The sequence below is a fragment of the Ruegeria sp. BG9 genome, from assembly GCF_056538305.1.
Genome location: NZ_JBQFSY010000002.1, coordinates 132275 through 146517, shown reverse-complemented (window position 1 = coordinate 146517; position 14243 = coordinate 132275). Strand labels below are relative to the sequence as shown.

The following is a 14243-nucleotide window of genomic DNA, read 5'->3' as shown; positions in this document are numbered from 1 at the left end:
TCCTCCATCAGATCACAACCACCGCTTGCGGCGGCGGTACGAGCGCACATCGCGAAAGCTTTTGCGGCCTTCGTCCGACATGCCGAGATAGAATTCCTTCACATCCGGGTTCTCACGCAGTTCGGCAGCAGGGCCGTCCATCACCACGCGCCCGGATTCCAGAATATAGCCGTAATGCGCAAACCTGAGCGCCACGTTGGTGTTCTGCTCGGCCAAAAGGAACGAGACGCCCTCTTTCTCGTTCAGATCTCTTACGATGCCGAAAATCTCTTCGACCAGCTGCGGGGCAAGCCCCATTGAGGGTTCATCCAGCAGGATCGTCTCGGGCCGTGACATTAGCGCGCGGCCCATCGCGACCATCTGCTGTTCCCCGCCCGAGGTATAGCCCGCCTGACTTTTGCGGCGCTCTTTCAGGCGCGGGAAGTAATTGTAAACCAGCTCCAGGTCACTCTGGATCGCGGCATTACCGTCCTTGCGGGTATAGGCCCCGGTCAGCAGGTTTTCCTCGACCGTGAGGTGCTCGAAACAGTGGCGCCCCTCCATCACCTGAATGACGCCTTTTTCCACCAGATCCGCCGGGTCGCTTTCATGCACGCTTTGACCGCGATATTTGATCGAGCCCTTGGTGACCTCGCCCCGTTCGGAATGCAGCAGGTTCGACACTGCCTTGAGCGTCGTGGTTTTGCCCGCGCCATTCCCCCCCAGCAGCGCGGTGATGCCGCCTTTGGGAACCGTCAGGCTGACGCCCTTCAGCACGAGGATCACGTGATTGTAGATCACCTCGATATTGTTGACCTCAAGCAGGGTTTCCGCCTGCACATCCGTGGTTTGGGCCGCATCCAGCATCAGCGCCTATCCTCGTTCGCGTGTTCGGGTCAGGGCGGCAGCAAACCGCCGCCCCGCTTGGTTCAGAGCGCTTTAGTTGCAGCGCGTTTCGATATTGTTTTCAGCCGCATAAGCCGCTGAGTCTTCTGCGATCAGAGCGTTGATGACTTCGGCATCTGTCGGTTTGAAGTCCTGAACCGGGTTCCAGGTTCCGGCTGCTGCATCCCACTGGACCACGCCCACAAGACCGGGGCCGCCATGGTTTTCACAGGAAACCGAGAATTCCGGTCCGAAACCGACCATGCCCAGACCTTCCATCTTGGCATTTGTAATTTCCAACGCCTCCATGCCATCGCGCATCATCGACGCGTCGATCTCGGCCGTGCCGTGCATTTCCTGAGCAGTCTTTACCGCCTCAGCCGCCAACATCGCAGCATAGAGACCGCGGTTATACTGAACCGTACCCAGTTGATCGCCTGCACCTGCGGCTTTACCGGCATCGACGACGTATTTCTGCAGATCGTCATAGACCGGATAGTCCATACCTAGGCCCGTGAAGGTCAGCGCCTTGTAGCCGGTTGCTTTTTCACCCGCGGGCTCGACATCGAATTCAGCACCTGACCACCAGACGCCAATGAAGTTCTCCATCGGGAAGCGAATGTTGGCCGCTTCCTGAACCGCAACTTGGTTCATGACGCCCCAGCCCCACATGATCACAAAATCGGGCTTTTCGCGGCGGATTTGCAGCCACTGCGACTTCTGCTCCTGACCTGGGTGGTCGACAGGCAGCAGAGACAGCTCGTAGCCGTGCTTTTCGGCCAGCGTTTCCAGTGTGCGGATCGGCTCTTTGCCGTAGGCAGAGTTGTGGTAGACCAGCGCGATTTTCTTGCCGCTCAGGTCTCCGCCGTTTTCATCCAGCAGATAGTTGATCGCGCCCGAAGCTCCGTTCCAGTAGTTGGCCGGATAGTTGAACACGTGGCTGAACACCTCACCATTCGCAGCCGAGGTCCGGCCATATCCCATCGTGTGCAGCGGGATGCCATCTGCCGTCACTTTCGGGATAAGCTGATAGGTAATCCCAGTGGAGAGTGGCTGATAGACCAGCGCACCTTCGCCCTTGGTCGATTCATAGCATTCCACACCTTTTTCAGTGTTATAGCCGGTTTCGCATTCGATAACCTTGGCTGGAACACCCCCGATTCCGCCATCGCGTTCATTCAGCAGGGTGAAATAGTCGGCGTAACCGTCAGCAAACGGAATACCGCCTGCCGCGTAGGGACCCGTCCGGTAGCTGAGCGACGGGAACACAAGGTCGGCCATGACCGGACCTGCGGCCATCACGGCGCCCAGCGCCAGGGTTGCCAGTTTCTTGTTCATCGGGTGTCTCCTCCCTTGATTGATCCGATGGTGGTTTCGGGCGTTTGCACCCGTCTTTTTTGATTGGGCCTGTCCCTAGTGCGGGAACGGCCAGAGTCTGAGTTTCTCTTTGGCGACACGCCACAGCTGCGCCAGCCCGTGCGGTTCGAGGATCAGGAACATGATGATCAGCCCGCCCACGATCACGAGGTTCAGGTGCGCCACGATGTCCGTGGGCCAACCCAGCAGGTCTACACCGATCAGCTTCAGCACGACCGGCAACAGCACAAGGAAAGCCGCCCCTGCAAAGGACCCAAAAATAGACCCTAATCCTCCGATAATGACCATGAACAGCACCAGGAATGATTTCTGGATGCCAAAGACCTCACCGACTTCGACCGCGCCCAGATAGACCGCAAAGAACAGCGCCCCTGCGATGCCCACAAAGAATGAGCTGACGGCAAAGGCGGTCAGTTTGGCCTTGAGGGGGTTCACGCCGATGATCTCGGCAGCGATATCCATGTCGCGGATCGCCATCCAGGTCCGGCCCGTGGTGCCCCGCGTCAGGTTGCGTGCGAGGATGGCGCAGACGGTCAGGAAAATCAGGCAGAACAGATATGTCGCCCATGCCGGAGCATTCGGGCCGGTGATGATGATACCAAACACATCCCGTTCCGGCGCGTTGATCTGACCCGAAGCCGAATAGTTGTAAAACCACGGCACCCGGTTAAACAGCCACACCAGGAAGAACTGCGCCGCCAGCGTCGCCACGGCCAGATAGAAACCCTTGATCCTGAGGCTCGGCAAGCCGAACAACACGCCAACAAAGGCCGTGATACCTCCAGCAAGGATCACGTGGATGAACATGCTGACATCCGGGAAAGCAGTCATCAGCTTGTAGCAGGCATAGGCACCCACAGCCATGAACCCTCCGGTCCCCAGCGAGACCTGCCCGCAATAGCCCACAAGGATATTCAGCCCGATCGCCGCGATGGCGTAGATCAGAAAGGGCAGCAGTAGCGCGTTCGCCCAATAGTCGTTTATGATGAAGGGAATGATCCCGAACGCAACTGCCAGCACGACATAATAGCGGTACCGGTCAAACTTGATCGGGAAAGTCTGGCTGTCAGCAATGTACGAGGTTTTGAAATCCCCGGCCTCACGATAGAACATGTCTTACTTTCCCCATTCTTCCTGCGCCCGGTTCCGGGCCGCGGCGTCCAATTGGTTTGAGCCCTTGGCGTATCCGCTCGCCTCAGACGCGCGGACCAGTTTCAAATAGGCCAGAACGCCCATGATCAGACCCGCAAAAGCCAGGATTGCCGCGATGGTCAGCTGGCCTTCGGAAAGATCGTCCGAGGTCAGGGCTATATACCCAAACGCCCAGAACCCGGCCCATGCGATGACGTTGATGATGGCGATCAGCTTGGTCATCGCTAAACCCTCTCGATGATCTTCTCGCCGAACAGGCCCTGAGGTCGGAACACGAGGAAGATCAGCGCCAGCACGTAGGCAAACCAGTTCTCAGTCGCGCCGCCCAGCGCAGGTCCTAAGGCGAATTCGAACAGCTTCTCGCCCACGCCGATGATCAGCCCGCCGACGATGGCTCCGGGGATCGAGGTGAAGCCGCCCAGCATCAATACCGGCAAAGCCTTGAGCGCGATCAGCGAAAGCGAGAACTGAACGCCCGATTTGGTGCCCCACATGATCCCTGCGACCAGAGCGACGAACCCGGCGACGGACCAGACCATGACCCAAATGAAGTTCAGCGAAATCCCAACCGACAGCGCCGCCTGATGGTCATCTGCAACAGCGCGCATTGCCCTGCCCTGTTTGGTGTACTGGCTGAATGCGACCAGAGCTGCCACCAGAAGCGCGGCAATGATCGTAGCCACGATGTCCAGATTATCGATGAAGAAGCCGTAGTCGAAGATGTTATAGGTCGTTTCATCAATCCACAGGTTGATGCCCTGGGGCAGACCCACATCCAGCGTCTTGATCTCAGACCCCCACATCAGGTCGGCAACGCCTTCAAGGAAGTAAGCCAGACCAATGGTAGCCATGAACAGAATGATTGGCTCCTGTCCGACCAGATGGCGCATGACGAAGCGCTGCACTGCCCAGGCCAGCAACACCATCACCGCCATGGTCAAAAGGATCGCCAAAAGCGCAGGCACGTTCCAGCCGAAATAGTGGATATGCGTCCCGAAAATCGCATTGATCAGATGGGCAAACGGCACTTGCCCCTTCATGATCCCAACCAGCGTCATCGCCGCAAAAAGCGCCATAACCCCCTGGGCATAATTGAAAATCCCCGAGGCCTTGTAGATCAGCACAAAGCCCAGCGCGACCAGCGCATAAAGCACCCCGGCCATCAGACCGTTGAGGATGACCTCCATCGCAAATACGAGTTGTTCAGGCATTGGTGCCTCCCCAATTTACTACTCCGATGTCAGTCATGGCTGACTCCCAGATAGGCGTCGATGACCTCTTGGTTGTTGCGCACCTCGTCGGGCGTGCCGTCGCCAATTTTCTTGCCGTAATCCATCACGACGACCCGGTCGCTCAGGTCCATCACCACACCCATGTCGTGCTCAATCAGAGCAATGGTCGTCCCAAATTCGTCATTCACGTCGAGGATGAAGCGGCTCATGTCCTCTTTTTCTTCGACATTCATGCCCGCCATGGGTTCATCCAACAGCAGCAGCTTCGGTTCCGCCGCCAGAGCACGCGCAAGCTCCACTCGCTTCTTCAACCCGTACGGCAGGCGTGACACAGGAGTCTTGCGGATGTGCTGAATCTCGAGGAAGTCGATAATCCGCTCAACCGCCTCACGATTCTTGGTCTCCTCGGCCTCGGCTTTACCCTTCCACCACGCCTGTTGAAGGATATTGGTCTTCATAAAGCTCAGGCGTCCGGTCATGACGTTGTCCAGAACGCTCATGCCTTCGAACAGGGCAATGTTCTGGAAGGTCCGCGCAATCCCCTGCTGTGCCACCTCAAACGGCCGCATCGGAGGGCGCTTGGAGCCGTGGAACCAAACCTCCCCCTCCTGCGGGACATAAAACCCCGAGATCACATTCAGCATCGAGGACTTGCCAGCCCCGTTCGGCCCGATAATGGCGCGGATTTCGCCCTCGCGAATATCAAACGAGATATCCTTGATCGCCACCACGCCGCCAAATCGCAGGGTGATGTTTTTCATCTCCATCACCACACCACCGATCTTGCGGCCGTCTTCGGTGACATATCCTTCGGAATTATCCAGCATCAGCCTCTCCCAGACTTACGCGAAAACGGGACGGCGGGCGGGGCGATGACCGCAGGTCGAGCGGCGCTCGAACGGCCCATCATTCCGCCGCAACCTTGTGCTGCGCGACCGACACAACCGGCGCATCAACGATCTCTAGCGTCGCAGAAATCGACCCCTTGCGCCCATCCTCATAGGTCACTTCGGTTGTCGTCGAAACGCTCGAGGACCCGTCATAAAGCGCGGCGATAATGTCGTGGAACTTGTCCTCGACAAAACCGCGCCGCACCTTGCGGGTCCGGGTCATCTCGCCATCATCGGCGTCCAGTTCCTTGTGCAGAACCACAAAGCGATGCACCTGACAACCCGACAGCATCTCATCCGCTGCGACCGACTTGTTTACCTCTTCCACGTGGGCCTTAATTGTCTCTAACACACGCGGATGGCCTGCCAATTCCTGGTAGGATGCGTAAGCCACGTTGTTGCGCTCGGCCCAGTTTCCGACCGCCGTCAGGTCGATATTGATGAAGGCCACGCAGCGATCCTTGCCGTTGCCAAACAGCACGACCTCAAGAATATCGGGATAGAATTTCAGCTTGTTCTCGACATATTTCGGCGCGAACATAGACCCATCGGCCATTTTGCCCACATCCTTTGCGCGGTCGATGATCCGCAAATGGCCCGAGCTTTCCTCGATGAACCCGGCATCCCCTGTCGCAACCCAACCCTCAGCATCCTTGGTGGAGGCCGTCGAGTCCGGGTTGTTGTAGTATTCGACAAACACACCGGGTGAGCGGTAGTGGATCTCGCCCGTATCGTCGATTTTCAACTCGACCGCAGGGGCTGGAACGCCGACCGTATCCGCCCGCACCTCGCCGTCCGGCTGTTGCGTGATAAAGACAGTCGCTTCGGTCTGACCATAGAGCTGTTTGAGGTTGATGCCCAAAGAGCGATAGAAATCAAAGATTTCCGGCCCGATGGCCTCACCCGCGGTATAGCCTACGCGGAACCGTCCGTATCCAAGCGTATCCTTCAACGGGCCGTAAACCAGCATATTGCCCAGCGCGTATTTCAGCTTGTCGCCAAAGCCCACCGGCTTGCCGTCCAGCAACAGACCACCGACCTTCTTGGCATGGGCCATGAAGTGGTGGAACATATTGCGCTTCAGCTTACCCGCATCCTCCATCCGGATCATCACGTTAGTTAGCTGCGTTTCAAAAACACGCGGAGGGGCAAAGAAATAGGTCGGCCCGATCTCACGCAGGTCCGTCATCATTGTGTCGGCGCTTTCGGGGCAGTTCACGCAGAAGCCGCACCAATAGGCCTGACCGATCGAGAAGATGAAATCACCCACCCAGGCCATCGGCAGGTAGGACAGAATGTCTTCGTTCCGCGTCAGATGATCGAACTCGGCCGAGTTCTTGGCGCTTTCAATGACATTCCGGTTCGACAGCACAACACCCTTGGGCTTGCCCGTCGTGCCGGAGGTGTAGAGCATAACGCAAGTATCGTCATAAGTGATCGCCGCGGTGCGCTTGTCCAGCTCGGTATCGAACCGCGCGTGCCCAGCGCTGCCTTCGGCCATGATGTCCTCAAGCGCGTTCATCTGAGAGTGGTCATACTTCCGCATCCCGCGCTTGTCGGTATAGAGGATGTGTTTGACCTGATGCAGGTTTTCCTGAATCTCGATGACCTTGTCGACCTGTTCCTGATCACCGCAGACGACAAATTTCGCGCCGCAATGTTCCAGCACATAGGCCATCTCTTCCGCGACCGAGTCCTGATACAGAGGCACCGGAACCGCGCCCACCATCTGAGCAGCCACCATCGACCAGTAATGCGCCGGACGGTTGCGACCGATGACAGCGATGTGGTCGCCTTTCTCAACGCCCAACTCCAGGAACCCAAGCGCGATGGCGCGGATTTCCTTAGCGGCTTCCGCCCAGGTCCAGCATTGCCAGATCCCAAATTCCTTTTCCCGATAAGCCGGGGCATCCCCGAACTCTGTCGCATTGCGATGTAGCAGCGCCGGAAGGGACTGCATCCCTTCAGCGCCCAACTGCGTCTGAGCCAATCTCTTTCTCCTCCCCACCCGACCCCTCCCCGGGTCGGAAATGGCGGGTCCGGGATGGTGCCCGAACGCCAATGCCCCGATTAAGAGCACGGTCACGATCAGCGTCAAGTTTTGCCTGATGTTTTCTCAATTCTTACGAATTGTAACAGAGAAGCGATCAGCCCGTCGGAGGCGTACAACCCATGCTGCCAAAGCTATTTTTAGTCTCGACAATCAGGTCTCGATTGAACCTCACCCGGTGCATGGTTTTCAAAACTGACACGTATCTCATTTGTAACGGAACCAAGAATCGCGTCATATTTCCGCCGATTTTGCATGAGACTTAAGACTGATACAGGAAACCTCGTTTAGGCACGACATGATGGATCTATCAGAGTTGGCGCAGATAGCCGTCTCCAAAATCTCTGGTATTACTGGCAATGCAAATCTGCGTTTTTTTTGGGTTTATGTCCTGTGCGGAATGAGCATCGCGATCATTGCACATCGCGTTAGTGGAGATGACAGAAGGTTCGTTTCCGTCTTCTTTAAGAAAGAGGTTTGGGGGTCCCGATCAGCGCTTATTGACTACGTTCTTCTCGTGGCCAATCCCGTCATCTTTGCGCTCAGCCTCGATTGGATTTCTAAAGCTCTTTGGCAGCTGACTCCTATGACTACCGATTGGATCAGAGGTTTGGGTGCGGATCTGCAGGATGCGGGTGGCTCCATTTGGGTTGCTGTCGCGCTGACCGTAACGCTGTATCTGGTCAACGACTTCATGCGTTGGTGGCTGCACTACCTTCAGCACAAAATTCCAGTGCTATGGGAGTTCCACAAGATTCACCACTCGGCAGAGCACTTGAATTTTGCGACAGCTGAACGGCATCACCCGATTGATGGGCTATTCTTTGCAGTCGGGGTCATAAGCTCGGCAGCAATCGTAAATGGTGTTTTTTTGGGCTTGTTCGGAAGTCATCTGACAGCCTACCAAATCGGTGGAGCCAACATCATTTTCTTTGGATCGAACCTTATCGGAGGGGTTCTACGTCATAGCCCGATCTGGGTTAGCTATGGACCTAAAGTCGAGAAGTGGTTGATTTCACCGGCGATGCATCAGATCCACCATTCGAGCGACCCTAAACACTGGGACAAAAACATGGGTGGCGGACTCGCAATCTGGGATCGGATGGGTGGAACGCTCTACGTTCCTCAGGGCCGAGAAGAGCTTCAGTTTGGCATCGGCCCTGAGACGGAAGACTATCGGACGCTTTACGGCGTTTTCATTGAGCCATTGATCAAAGCGACCCGCATCTTTCAACGCAGTTGAAGGGTTTACGAAGTAAGTTAGCTACTCGTAGCCGCCTTCAAGCTTTTGTCTGCGTCTAAACTACAACCAATCCCGCAGTATCGGAATCAGCGGTACATCCGCCGCTGGCATCGGGTAATTGCGCAGATCATTAGCCCGCACCCATTTCAGCGCCTGACCTTCTTTCGACTGCGGTATCCCCTCCCATTTGCGGCAGGCAAACAGCGGCATGAGCAGGTGGAAATCGTCGTAGCTGTGGCTGGCGAAGGTCAGTGGCGCGAGGCAGGAGGCCCAGGTGTCGATACCAAGTTCCTCGTGCAATTCGCGAATCAGGGCGGCCTCGGGGGTTTCGCCGGGTTCGATCTTGCCACCGGGGAATTCCCACAGACCAGCCATGGATTTGCCCTCGGGACGTTGGGCCAGCAAAACGCGGCCCTCGATGTCGATCAGGGCGACAGCGGATACCAGAACTGTTTTCACGAGCGATAATCCGCGTTGATCTCGATATAGCCGTGGGTCAGGTCGCAGGTCCAAACGGTGGATTGCCCCTCACCCAGCCCAAGATCGACTGCGATAACAAGATCTTGGCCTTTCATATAGGCGGCCGCGTCTTCTTCACGATAGTCGGGGCTGACCCAGCCTTTTTCAGCGACCAGAATATCGCCGAAGGAAATGCTCAGCAGGTCGCGATCTGCTGCGGCTCCGGATTTGCCGATGGCCATGACGACGCGGCCCCAGTTTGGGTCCTCACCTGCGATGGCGGTTTTCACCAGAGGGGAGTTCGCAATCGCTAGCCCATGCACCTTGGCATCTGCGTTCGAGGCGGCTCCGGTCACGCGGATTTCTACGAATTTCGTCGCACCTTCGCCATCGCGCACAACTTGCTGCGCGAGGTCCAGCATCACGGTTTCCAGCGCCACGGCGAAGGCTGCATTGCCGGTGGCATCGACACCCGACGCTCCGGTTGCGCACAGCAAAAGGCTGTCCGAGGTCGAGGTATCGCTATCGACAGTGATGCAGTTGAAGGTCCGGTCCGTCTGCACGCCCAGCATGGATTGCAGCGCCGATTGCTCCACCACAGCATCGGTGAAGATGTAAACCAACATTGTCGCCATATCGGGTGCGATCATGCCGGACCCCTTGGCGATCCCCGCTATAGAAACTGTTTTGCCGTCAATCTCGACCTGAGCCGACGCCCCTTTCGGGAAGGTATCGGTGGTCATGATCGCCCGCGCCGCGTCCTCGATGGCATGACGGCTGAGGCCGGATTTCAGCGCTTCAAGTTGAGAAACGATGCGATCATGCGGCAGAGGCTCTCCGATCACGCCGGTGGATGAGGTGAAGACCCTGTCAACCGGTACACCAGTCGCCTTTGCCACGGCTTGAGTCACCTCGGCGACTGAGTTTTGGCCGTAGTGGCCGGTGAAAGCATTGGCATTGCCCGAATTCACCAAAATTGCCGCTGGTCCATCGCTGGCGCCGCCGATCTTATCCTGACAATCCAGCACCGGAGCGGCGCGCGTGGCCGAGCGCGTAAACACCCCAGCCACGGACGTGCCGGGATCGAGAACCGCCAACATGACGTCAGTTCGGCCTTTGTAGCGCACCCCTGCCTCAACGGTTGCAAAACGCACTCCGTCAATCGCGGGCAGGTCGGGGAAACCGGCAGGGGCCAGCGGCGAGGTTTTGGTGATCGTGGCCACGGGTTTTTACTCCTGAATCAGGTCCAGCTGGCGGATGACTTCAGGACCAACCCCTTCAAGGGCGGTGCGTTCGATCTGAGCCTGTTGGGTCAACTCATCAATACGGGCCTGAATAGCCTCTTGCTGAATGGTCTGGGCCAGTTCATCGCGCACGGCCTCAAGCGCGGGGGCTTCAGATTTGCGCTTGTCGTTCAGGATCACCAAATGCCAGCCGAACTGCGTTTGCACCGGGTCTGAGATTTGACCTTTTTCAAGACCCAGCACGGCGTTTTCAAACTCAGGCACCATCTGGCCCTTACCGAACCAGCCCAGCGCACCGCCATTGGGGCCGGACGGCCCGGTCGAATGCTCGCGCGCCATCTCGGCAAAGTCGGCGCCGTCATCAAGTTGCGACTTGAGCGCTTTGGCCTCGTCCTCGGACTCAACCAGAATATGGCTGGCGTCGAACTCGTCTTCACCTTCAAATTCGGCAAACTGCGCGTCATAGGCCGCTTGTACCGCCTCATCCGTCACAACATCGTTGGTCAGGGCGTTCACAGTCTGCACCGCCAGCAAAGAGCGTGTTTCATTGTCCAGCGTCAGAGCGTTTTGTTGGGTCAGCTCTTCCTGCTGTTGGCTCAGCAATTGCTGTTGGATCAGCTGTTCAAGCACGAAGTCATACAGCACATCGTCCTCGATCTGCTGATATTGCTGCGGCAACGCCGCGACGGTGGCGACAACGTGACCCAGTGTGATCTCGTCCCCGTTGACCGTGGCCAGAACGGTACCTGCATCGGGCTTGGTTTCGGCGGCCAGCGGCAGCGCCATCACGGCAGTCAAAGCCAGCGATGGCAGAAAAGTGAGGCCTTTGGGCATGGAATCATCCTATTTCTTTGCCGCGACAGGGCGCAGCGTTGACACTTCAGAACCTGCCGCTTACATCGCTTTGAAGCCTTGGACAGGGCCGCCTTTCACCCCCCGTATCTATGGGTTGCGCGCAAGGTGGGCAAGCCTGTCGCAACCAAGACAAGAACAGATCCGCTGGAGTGAACATGCTGGGACTCGGAACGCTCGCCAAAAAGGTGTTCGGAACACCGAACGACCGCAAGATCAAGGCGACCCGCCCCCTGATCGAAAAGATCAACGCGCTGGAGCCCGAGTTCGAAAAACTCTCTGACGAGGGTCTGATCGAAAAAACCGCCGAGCTGCGCAAACGCGCGCTGGATGGCGAGAGCCTGGATGACCTGCTGCCCGAAGCTTTTGCTAACGTGCGCGAAGGTGCCAAACGCGCACTGGGTCTGCGGGCCTTTGATGTGCAGCTGATGGGCGGCACCTTCCTGCATCAGGGCAATATTTCCGAGATGAAGACGGGTGAGGGCAAGACACTTGTTGCCACTTTCCCCGCCTACCTGAACGCCCTGACCGGCAAGGGCGTGCATGTTGTCACGGTCAACGAATACCTGGCCAAACGCGATGCGGAATGGATGGGCAAGGTCTTTGCCGCGCTGGGTATGACCACTGGTGTGATCTGGTCGGGCCAGCAAGATGCCGAGAAGAAAGCCGCTTATGCTTGTGACGTGACCTATGCCACCAACAATGAGCTTGGCTTCGACTATCTGCGCGACAACATGAAGGCCAATATGGCTGACATCTATCAGAAATACCACAATTTCGCGATTGTGGATGAGGTCGACTCGATCCTGATTGATGAGGCGCGGACGCCGCTGATCATCTCAGGTCCGGCGCAGGACCGGTCGGATCTGTACACCGCAATTGATGCGTTGATCCCGAGCCTGAGTGACGATCACTATTCGCTGGACGAAAAATCCCGCAACGTGACCTTCACCGATGAGGGCAACGAGTTTCTGGAACAGCAACTGATCGCCGCGGGCCTGATCCCCGAGGGGCACTCTCTGTATGACCCCGAAAGCACCACCGTGGTGCATCACGTCAATCAGGGCCTGCGTGCGCATAAACTATTCCAGCGCGACAAGGACTATATCGTACGCGATGGCAATGTGGTTCTGATCGACGAATTCACCGGCCGTATGATGCCGGGTCGCCGCCTGTCGGAAGGTCTGCATCAAGCGATCGAAGCGAAAGAGAACGTCCAGATTCAGCCCGAGAACGTGACGCTGGCCAGTGTGACCTTCCAGAATTATTTCCGCCTCTATGACAAGCTGGGCGGCATGACCGGAACCGCGCTGACCGAAGCCGAAGAATTTCAGGAGATCTACGGTCTGGGCGTGGTCGAAGTCCCCACCAACCGTCCGATTGCCCGTCTGGACGAAGACGATCAGGTCTATCGCACAGCGATGGAAAAATACGGCGCGATTATCTCTGAGGCGAAGAAGGCCCAGGAAAAGGGTCAACCGGTTCTGATCGGCACCACCTCGATCGAGAAATCCGAAGTTCTAAGCCAGATGCTGACCAAGGAAAAGATCGAACACAACGTTCTGAACGCCCGTCAGCACGAACAAGAGGCCCAGATCGTGGCCGATGCGGGCCGCTACGGTGCGGTCACCATCGCCACCAACATGGCCGGTCGTGGCACCGACATTCAGCTGGGCGGCAATGTGGAAATGAAGGTTCTGCAGGCCCTTGCCGAAAAGCCCGAGGCCGACCCAGCCGAGCTGCGCGCTGCGGAGGAGGCCAAGCACGCCGAGGAAAAACAAAAGGTTCTGGATGCGGGTGGTCTGTATGTCATGGCCTCGGAACGCCATGAAAGCCGCCGCATCGACAACCAGCTGCGCGGTCGCTCGGGCCGTCAGGGCGATCCGGGACGCACGGTGTTCTACCTGAGCCTCGAAGACGATCTGATGCGCATCTTCGGCTCGGAACGTCTGGACAAGGTGTTGACCACGCTGGGCATGAAAGAGGGCGAAGCCATCGTTCACCCCTGGGTCAACAAATCGCTGGAACGCGCGCAATCCAAGGTCGAAGGCCGCAACTTTGACATGCGCAAGAACGTTCTGAAATTCGACGACGTGATGAATGATCAGCGTAAGGTGATCTTCAGCCAGCGGCGCGAGATCATGTCAGCCGACGACCTGTCCGAGATCGTCTCGGACATGCGCGAGCAGGTGATCGACGATCTGATCGACGAATACATGCCGCCAAAATCCTATGCAGATCAGTGGGATACCGATGGGCTGCATGAGGCAATCAAAGAAAAGCTGACCATCGATGCCCCGGTTCAGGACTGGGCCGCCGAAGAAGGTGTAGATGATGAACAGGTGCGTGAGCGTCTGGTTAAGGCCGCCGATGAGATGATGGCGCAAAAGGCTGTCGCCTTCGGCCCCGAGAACATGCGCAACATCGAAAAACAGGTTCTGCTGCAGACTATCGACGGCAAATGGCGCGAGCATCTTCTGACGCTGGAACATTTGCGCTCGGTCGTTGGATTCCGGGGCTACGCCCAGCGCGATCCGCTGAACGAGTACAAGAACGAAAGCTTCCAGCTGTTCGAAGGCATGCTGGACAGTTTGCGCGAAACCGTGACCCAGCAATTGTCGCGCGTGCGCCCGCTGACCGAAGAAGAACAGCGCGAGATGTTGGCGCAGATGGCGGCCCAGCAAGCGCAGGCTCAGCAAGCGGTTGATCAGGCCGCAGGTGCCGCTGAAGCTAAGGCCGAGGCGGTCGCGTCGGGGGATGCACTGCCTGGCTTTGACGAGAATGATCCCTCGACCTGGGGCAATCCATCGCGCAACGATCAATGCCCCTGTGGTTCGGGCAAGAAGTTCAAACACTGCCACGGCCGATTGACCTAACGTC

General features: G+C 57.4%; 12 protein-coding genes. 2 read left to right on the top strand and 10 right to left on the bottom strand.

The genetic code is table 11. The annotated features are described in order from the left end of the window. Window positions 1-12 precede the first annotated feature (12 nt). The 7 genes from ACR0I8_RS04330 to ACR0I8_RS04300 form a co-directional block, all read right to left on the bottom strand. The gene (locus ACR0I8_RS04330) at window positions 13-846 is read right to left on the bottom strand and encodes an ABC transporter ATP-binding protein (RefSeq protein WP_170380267.1); all 834 of its coding nucleotides are present in this window, start codon (window positions 844-846) and stop codon (window positions 13-15) included. Between the two features lie 72 nt (window positions 847-918). Next, a complete protein-coding gene (locus tag ACR0I8_RS04325; protein ID WP_170380266.1) occupies window positions 919-2202 on the bottom strand; it encodes an ABC transporter substrate-binding protein in 1284 nt (427 codons plus the stop codon). A 75-nt stretch (window positions 2203-2277) separates the two neighbouring features. Beyond that, window positions 2278-3354, bottom strand: a complete 1077-nt coding sequence (locus tag ACR0I8_RS04320) for a branched-chain amino acid ABC transporter permease (RefSeq protein WP_170380265.1) — start codon at window positions 3352-3354, stop codon at window positions 2278-2280. A 3-nt stretch (window positions 3355-3357) separates the two neighbouring features. Beyond that, window positions 3358-3615 carry a hypothetical protein gene (locus ACR0I8_RS04315; RefSeq protein ID WP_170380264.1) on the bottom strand — a complete coding sequence of 86 codons (258 nt, stop codon included), beginning with the start codon at window positions 3613-3615 and terminating at the stop codon, window positions 3358-3360. A gap of 2 nt (window positions 3616-3617) precedes the next feature. Further along, window positions 3618-4604 carry a branched-chain amino acid ABC transporter permease gene (locus ACR0I8_RS04310; protein ID WP_170462900.1) on the bottom strand — a complete coding sequence of 329 codons (987 nt, stop codon included), beginning with the start codon at window positions 4602-4604 and terminating at the stop codon, window positions 3618-3620. 29 nt (window positions 4605-4633) lie between these two features. Then, window positions 4634-5452 carry an ABC transporter ATP-binding protein gene (locus tag ACR0I8_RS04305; protein ID WP_170689496.1) on the bottom strand — a complete coding sequence of 273 codons (819 nt, stop codon included), beginning with the start codon at window positions 5450-5452 and terminating at the stop codon, window positions 4634-4636. A gap of 79 nt (window positions 5453-5531) precedes the next feature. After that, window positions 5532-7475 (bottom strand): AMP-binding protein, encoded by a 1944-nt coding sequence (locus tag ACR0I8_RS04300; protein WP_170689658.1) that lies wholly within the window; start codon window positions 7473-7475, stop codon window positions 5532-5534. 388 nt (window positions 7476-7863) lie between these two features. On the opposite strand from ACR0I8_RS04300, the gene ACR0I8_RS04295 reads away from it, so the two are divergent. Next, a complete protein-coding gene (locus tag ACR0I8_RS04295; protein WP_170380261.1) occupies window positions 7864-8808 on the top strand; it encodes a sterol desaturase family protein in 945 nt (314 codons plus the stop codon). Window positions 8809-8868: 60 nt separating this feature from the next. Here the strand turns inward: ACR0I8_RS04295 and mutT are convergent, their stop codons facing one another. From mutT to ACR0I8_RS04280, 3 genes are read right to left on the bottom strand one after another with little or no spacing between them, the layout of a single operon-like run. Further along, complete coding sequence (gene mutT, locus ACR0I8_RS04290; RefSeq protein WP_170334201.1) at window positions 8869-9267, bottom strand: 8-oxo-dGTP diphosphatase MutT; 399 nt, start codon at window positions 9265-9267, stop codon at window positions 8869-8871. Further along, the gene (argJ, locus tag ACR0I8_RS04285; protein WP_170689498.1) at window positions 9264-10490 is read right to left on the bottom strand and encodes a bifunctional glutamate N-acetyltransferase/amino-acid acetyltransferase ArgJ; all 1227 of its coding nucleotides are present in this window, start codon (window positions 10488-10490) and stop codon (window positions 9264-9266) included. The genes mutT and argJ overlap by 4 nt, the downstream gene beginning before the upstream one ends. A gap of 6 nt (window positions 10491-10496) precedes the next feature. Next, on the bottom strand, window positions 10497-11345 hold the full coding sequence (locus ACR0I8_RS04280; protein ID WP_170689500.1) for a peptidylprolyl isomerase: 849 nt from the start codon (window positions 11343-11345) through the stop codon (window positions 10497-10499). A 176-nt stretch (window positions 11346-11521) separates the two neighbouring features. On the opposite strand from ACR0I8_RS04280, the gene secA reads away from it, so the two are divergent. Beyond that, window positions 11522-14239 (top strand): preprotein translocase subunit SecA, encoded by a 2718-nt coding sequence (gene secA / locus ACR0I8_RS04275; RefSeq protein WP_170689501.1) that lies wholly within the window; start codon window positions 11522-11524, stop codon window positions 14237-14239. Window positions 14240-14243: the final 4 nt, after the last annotated feature.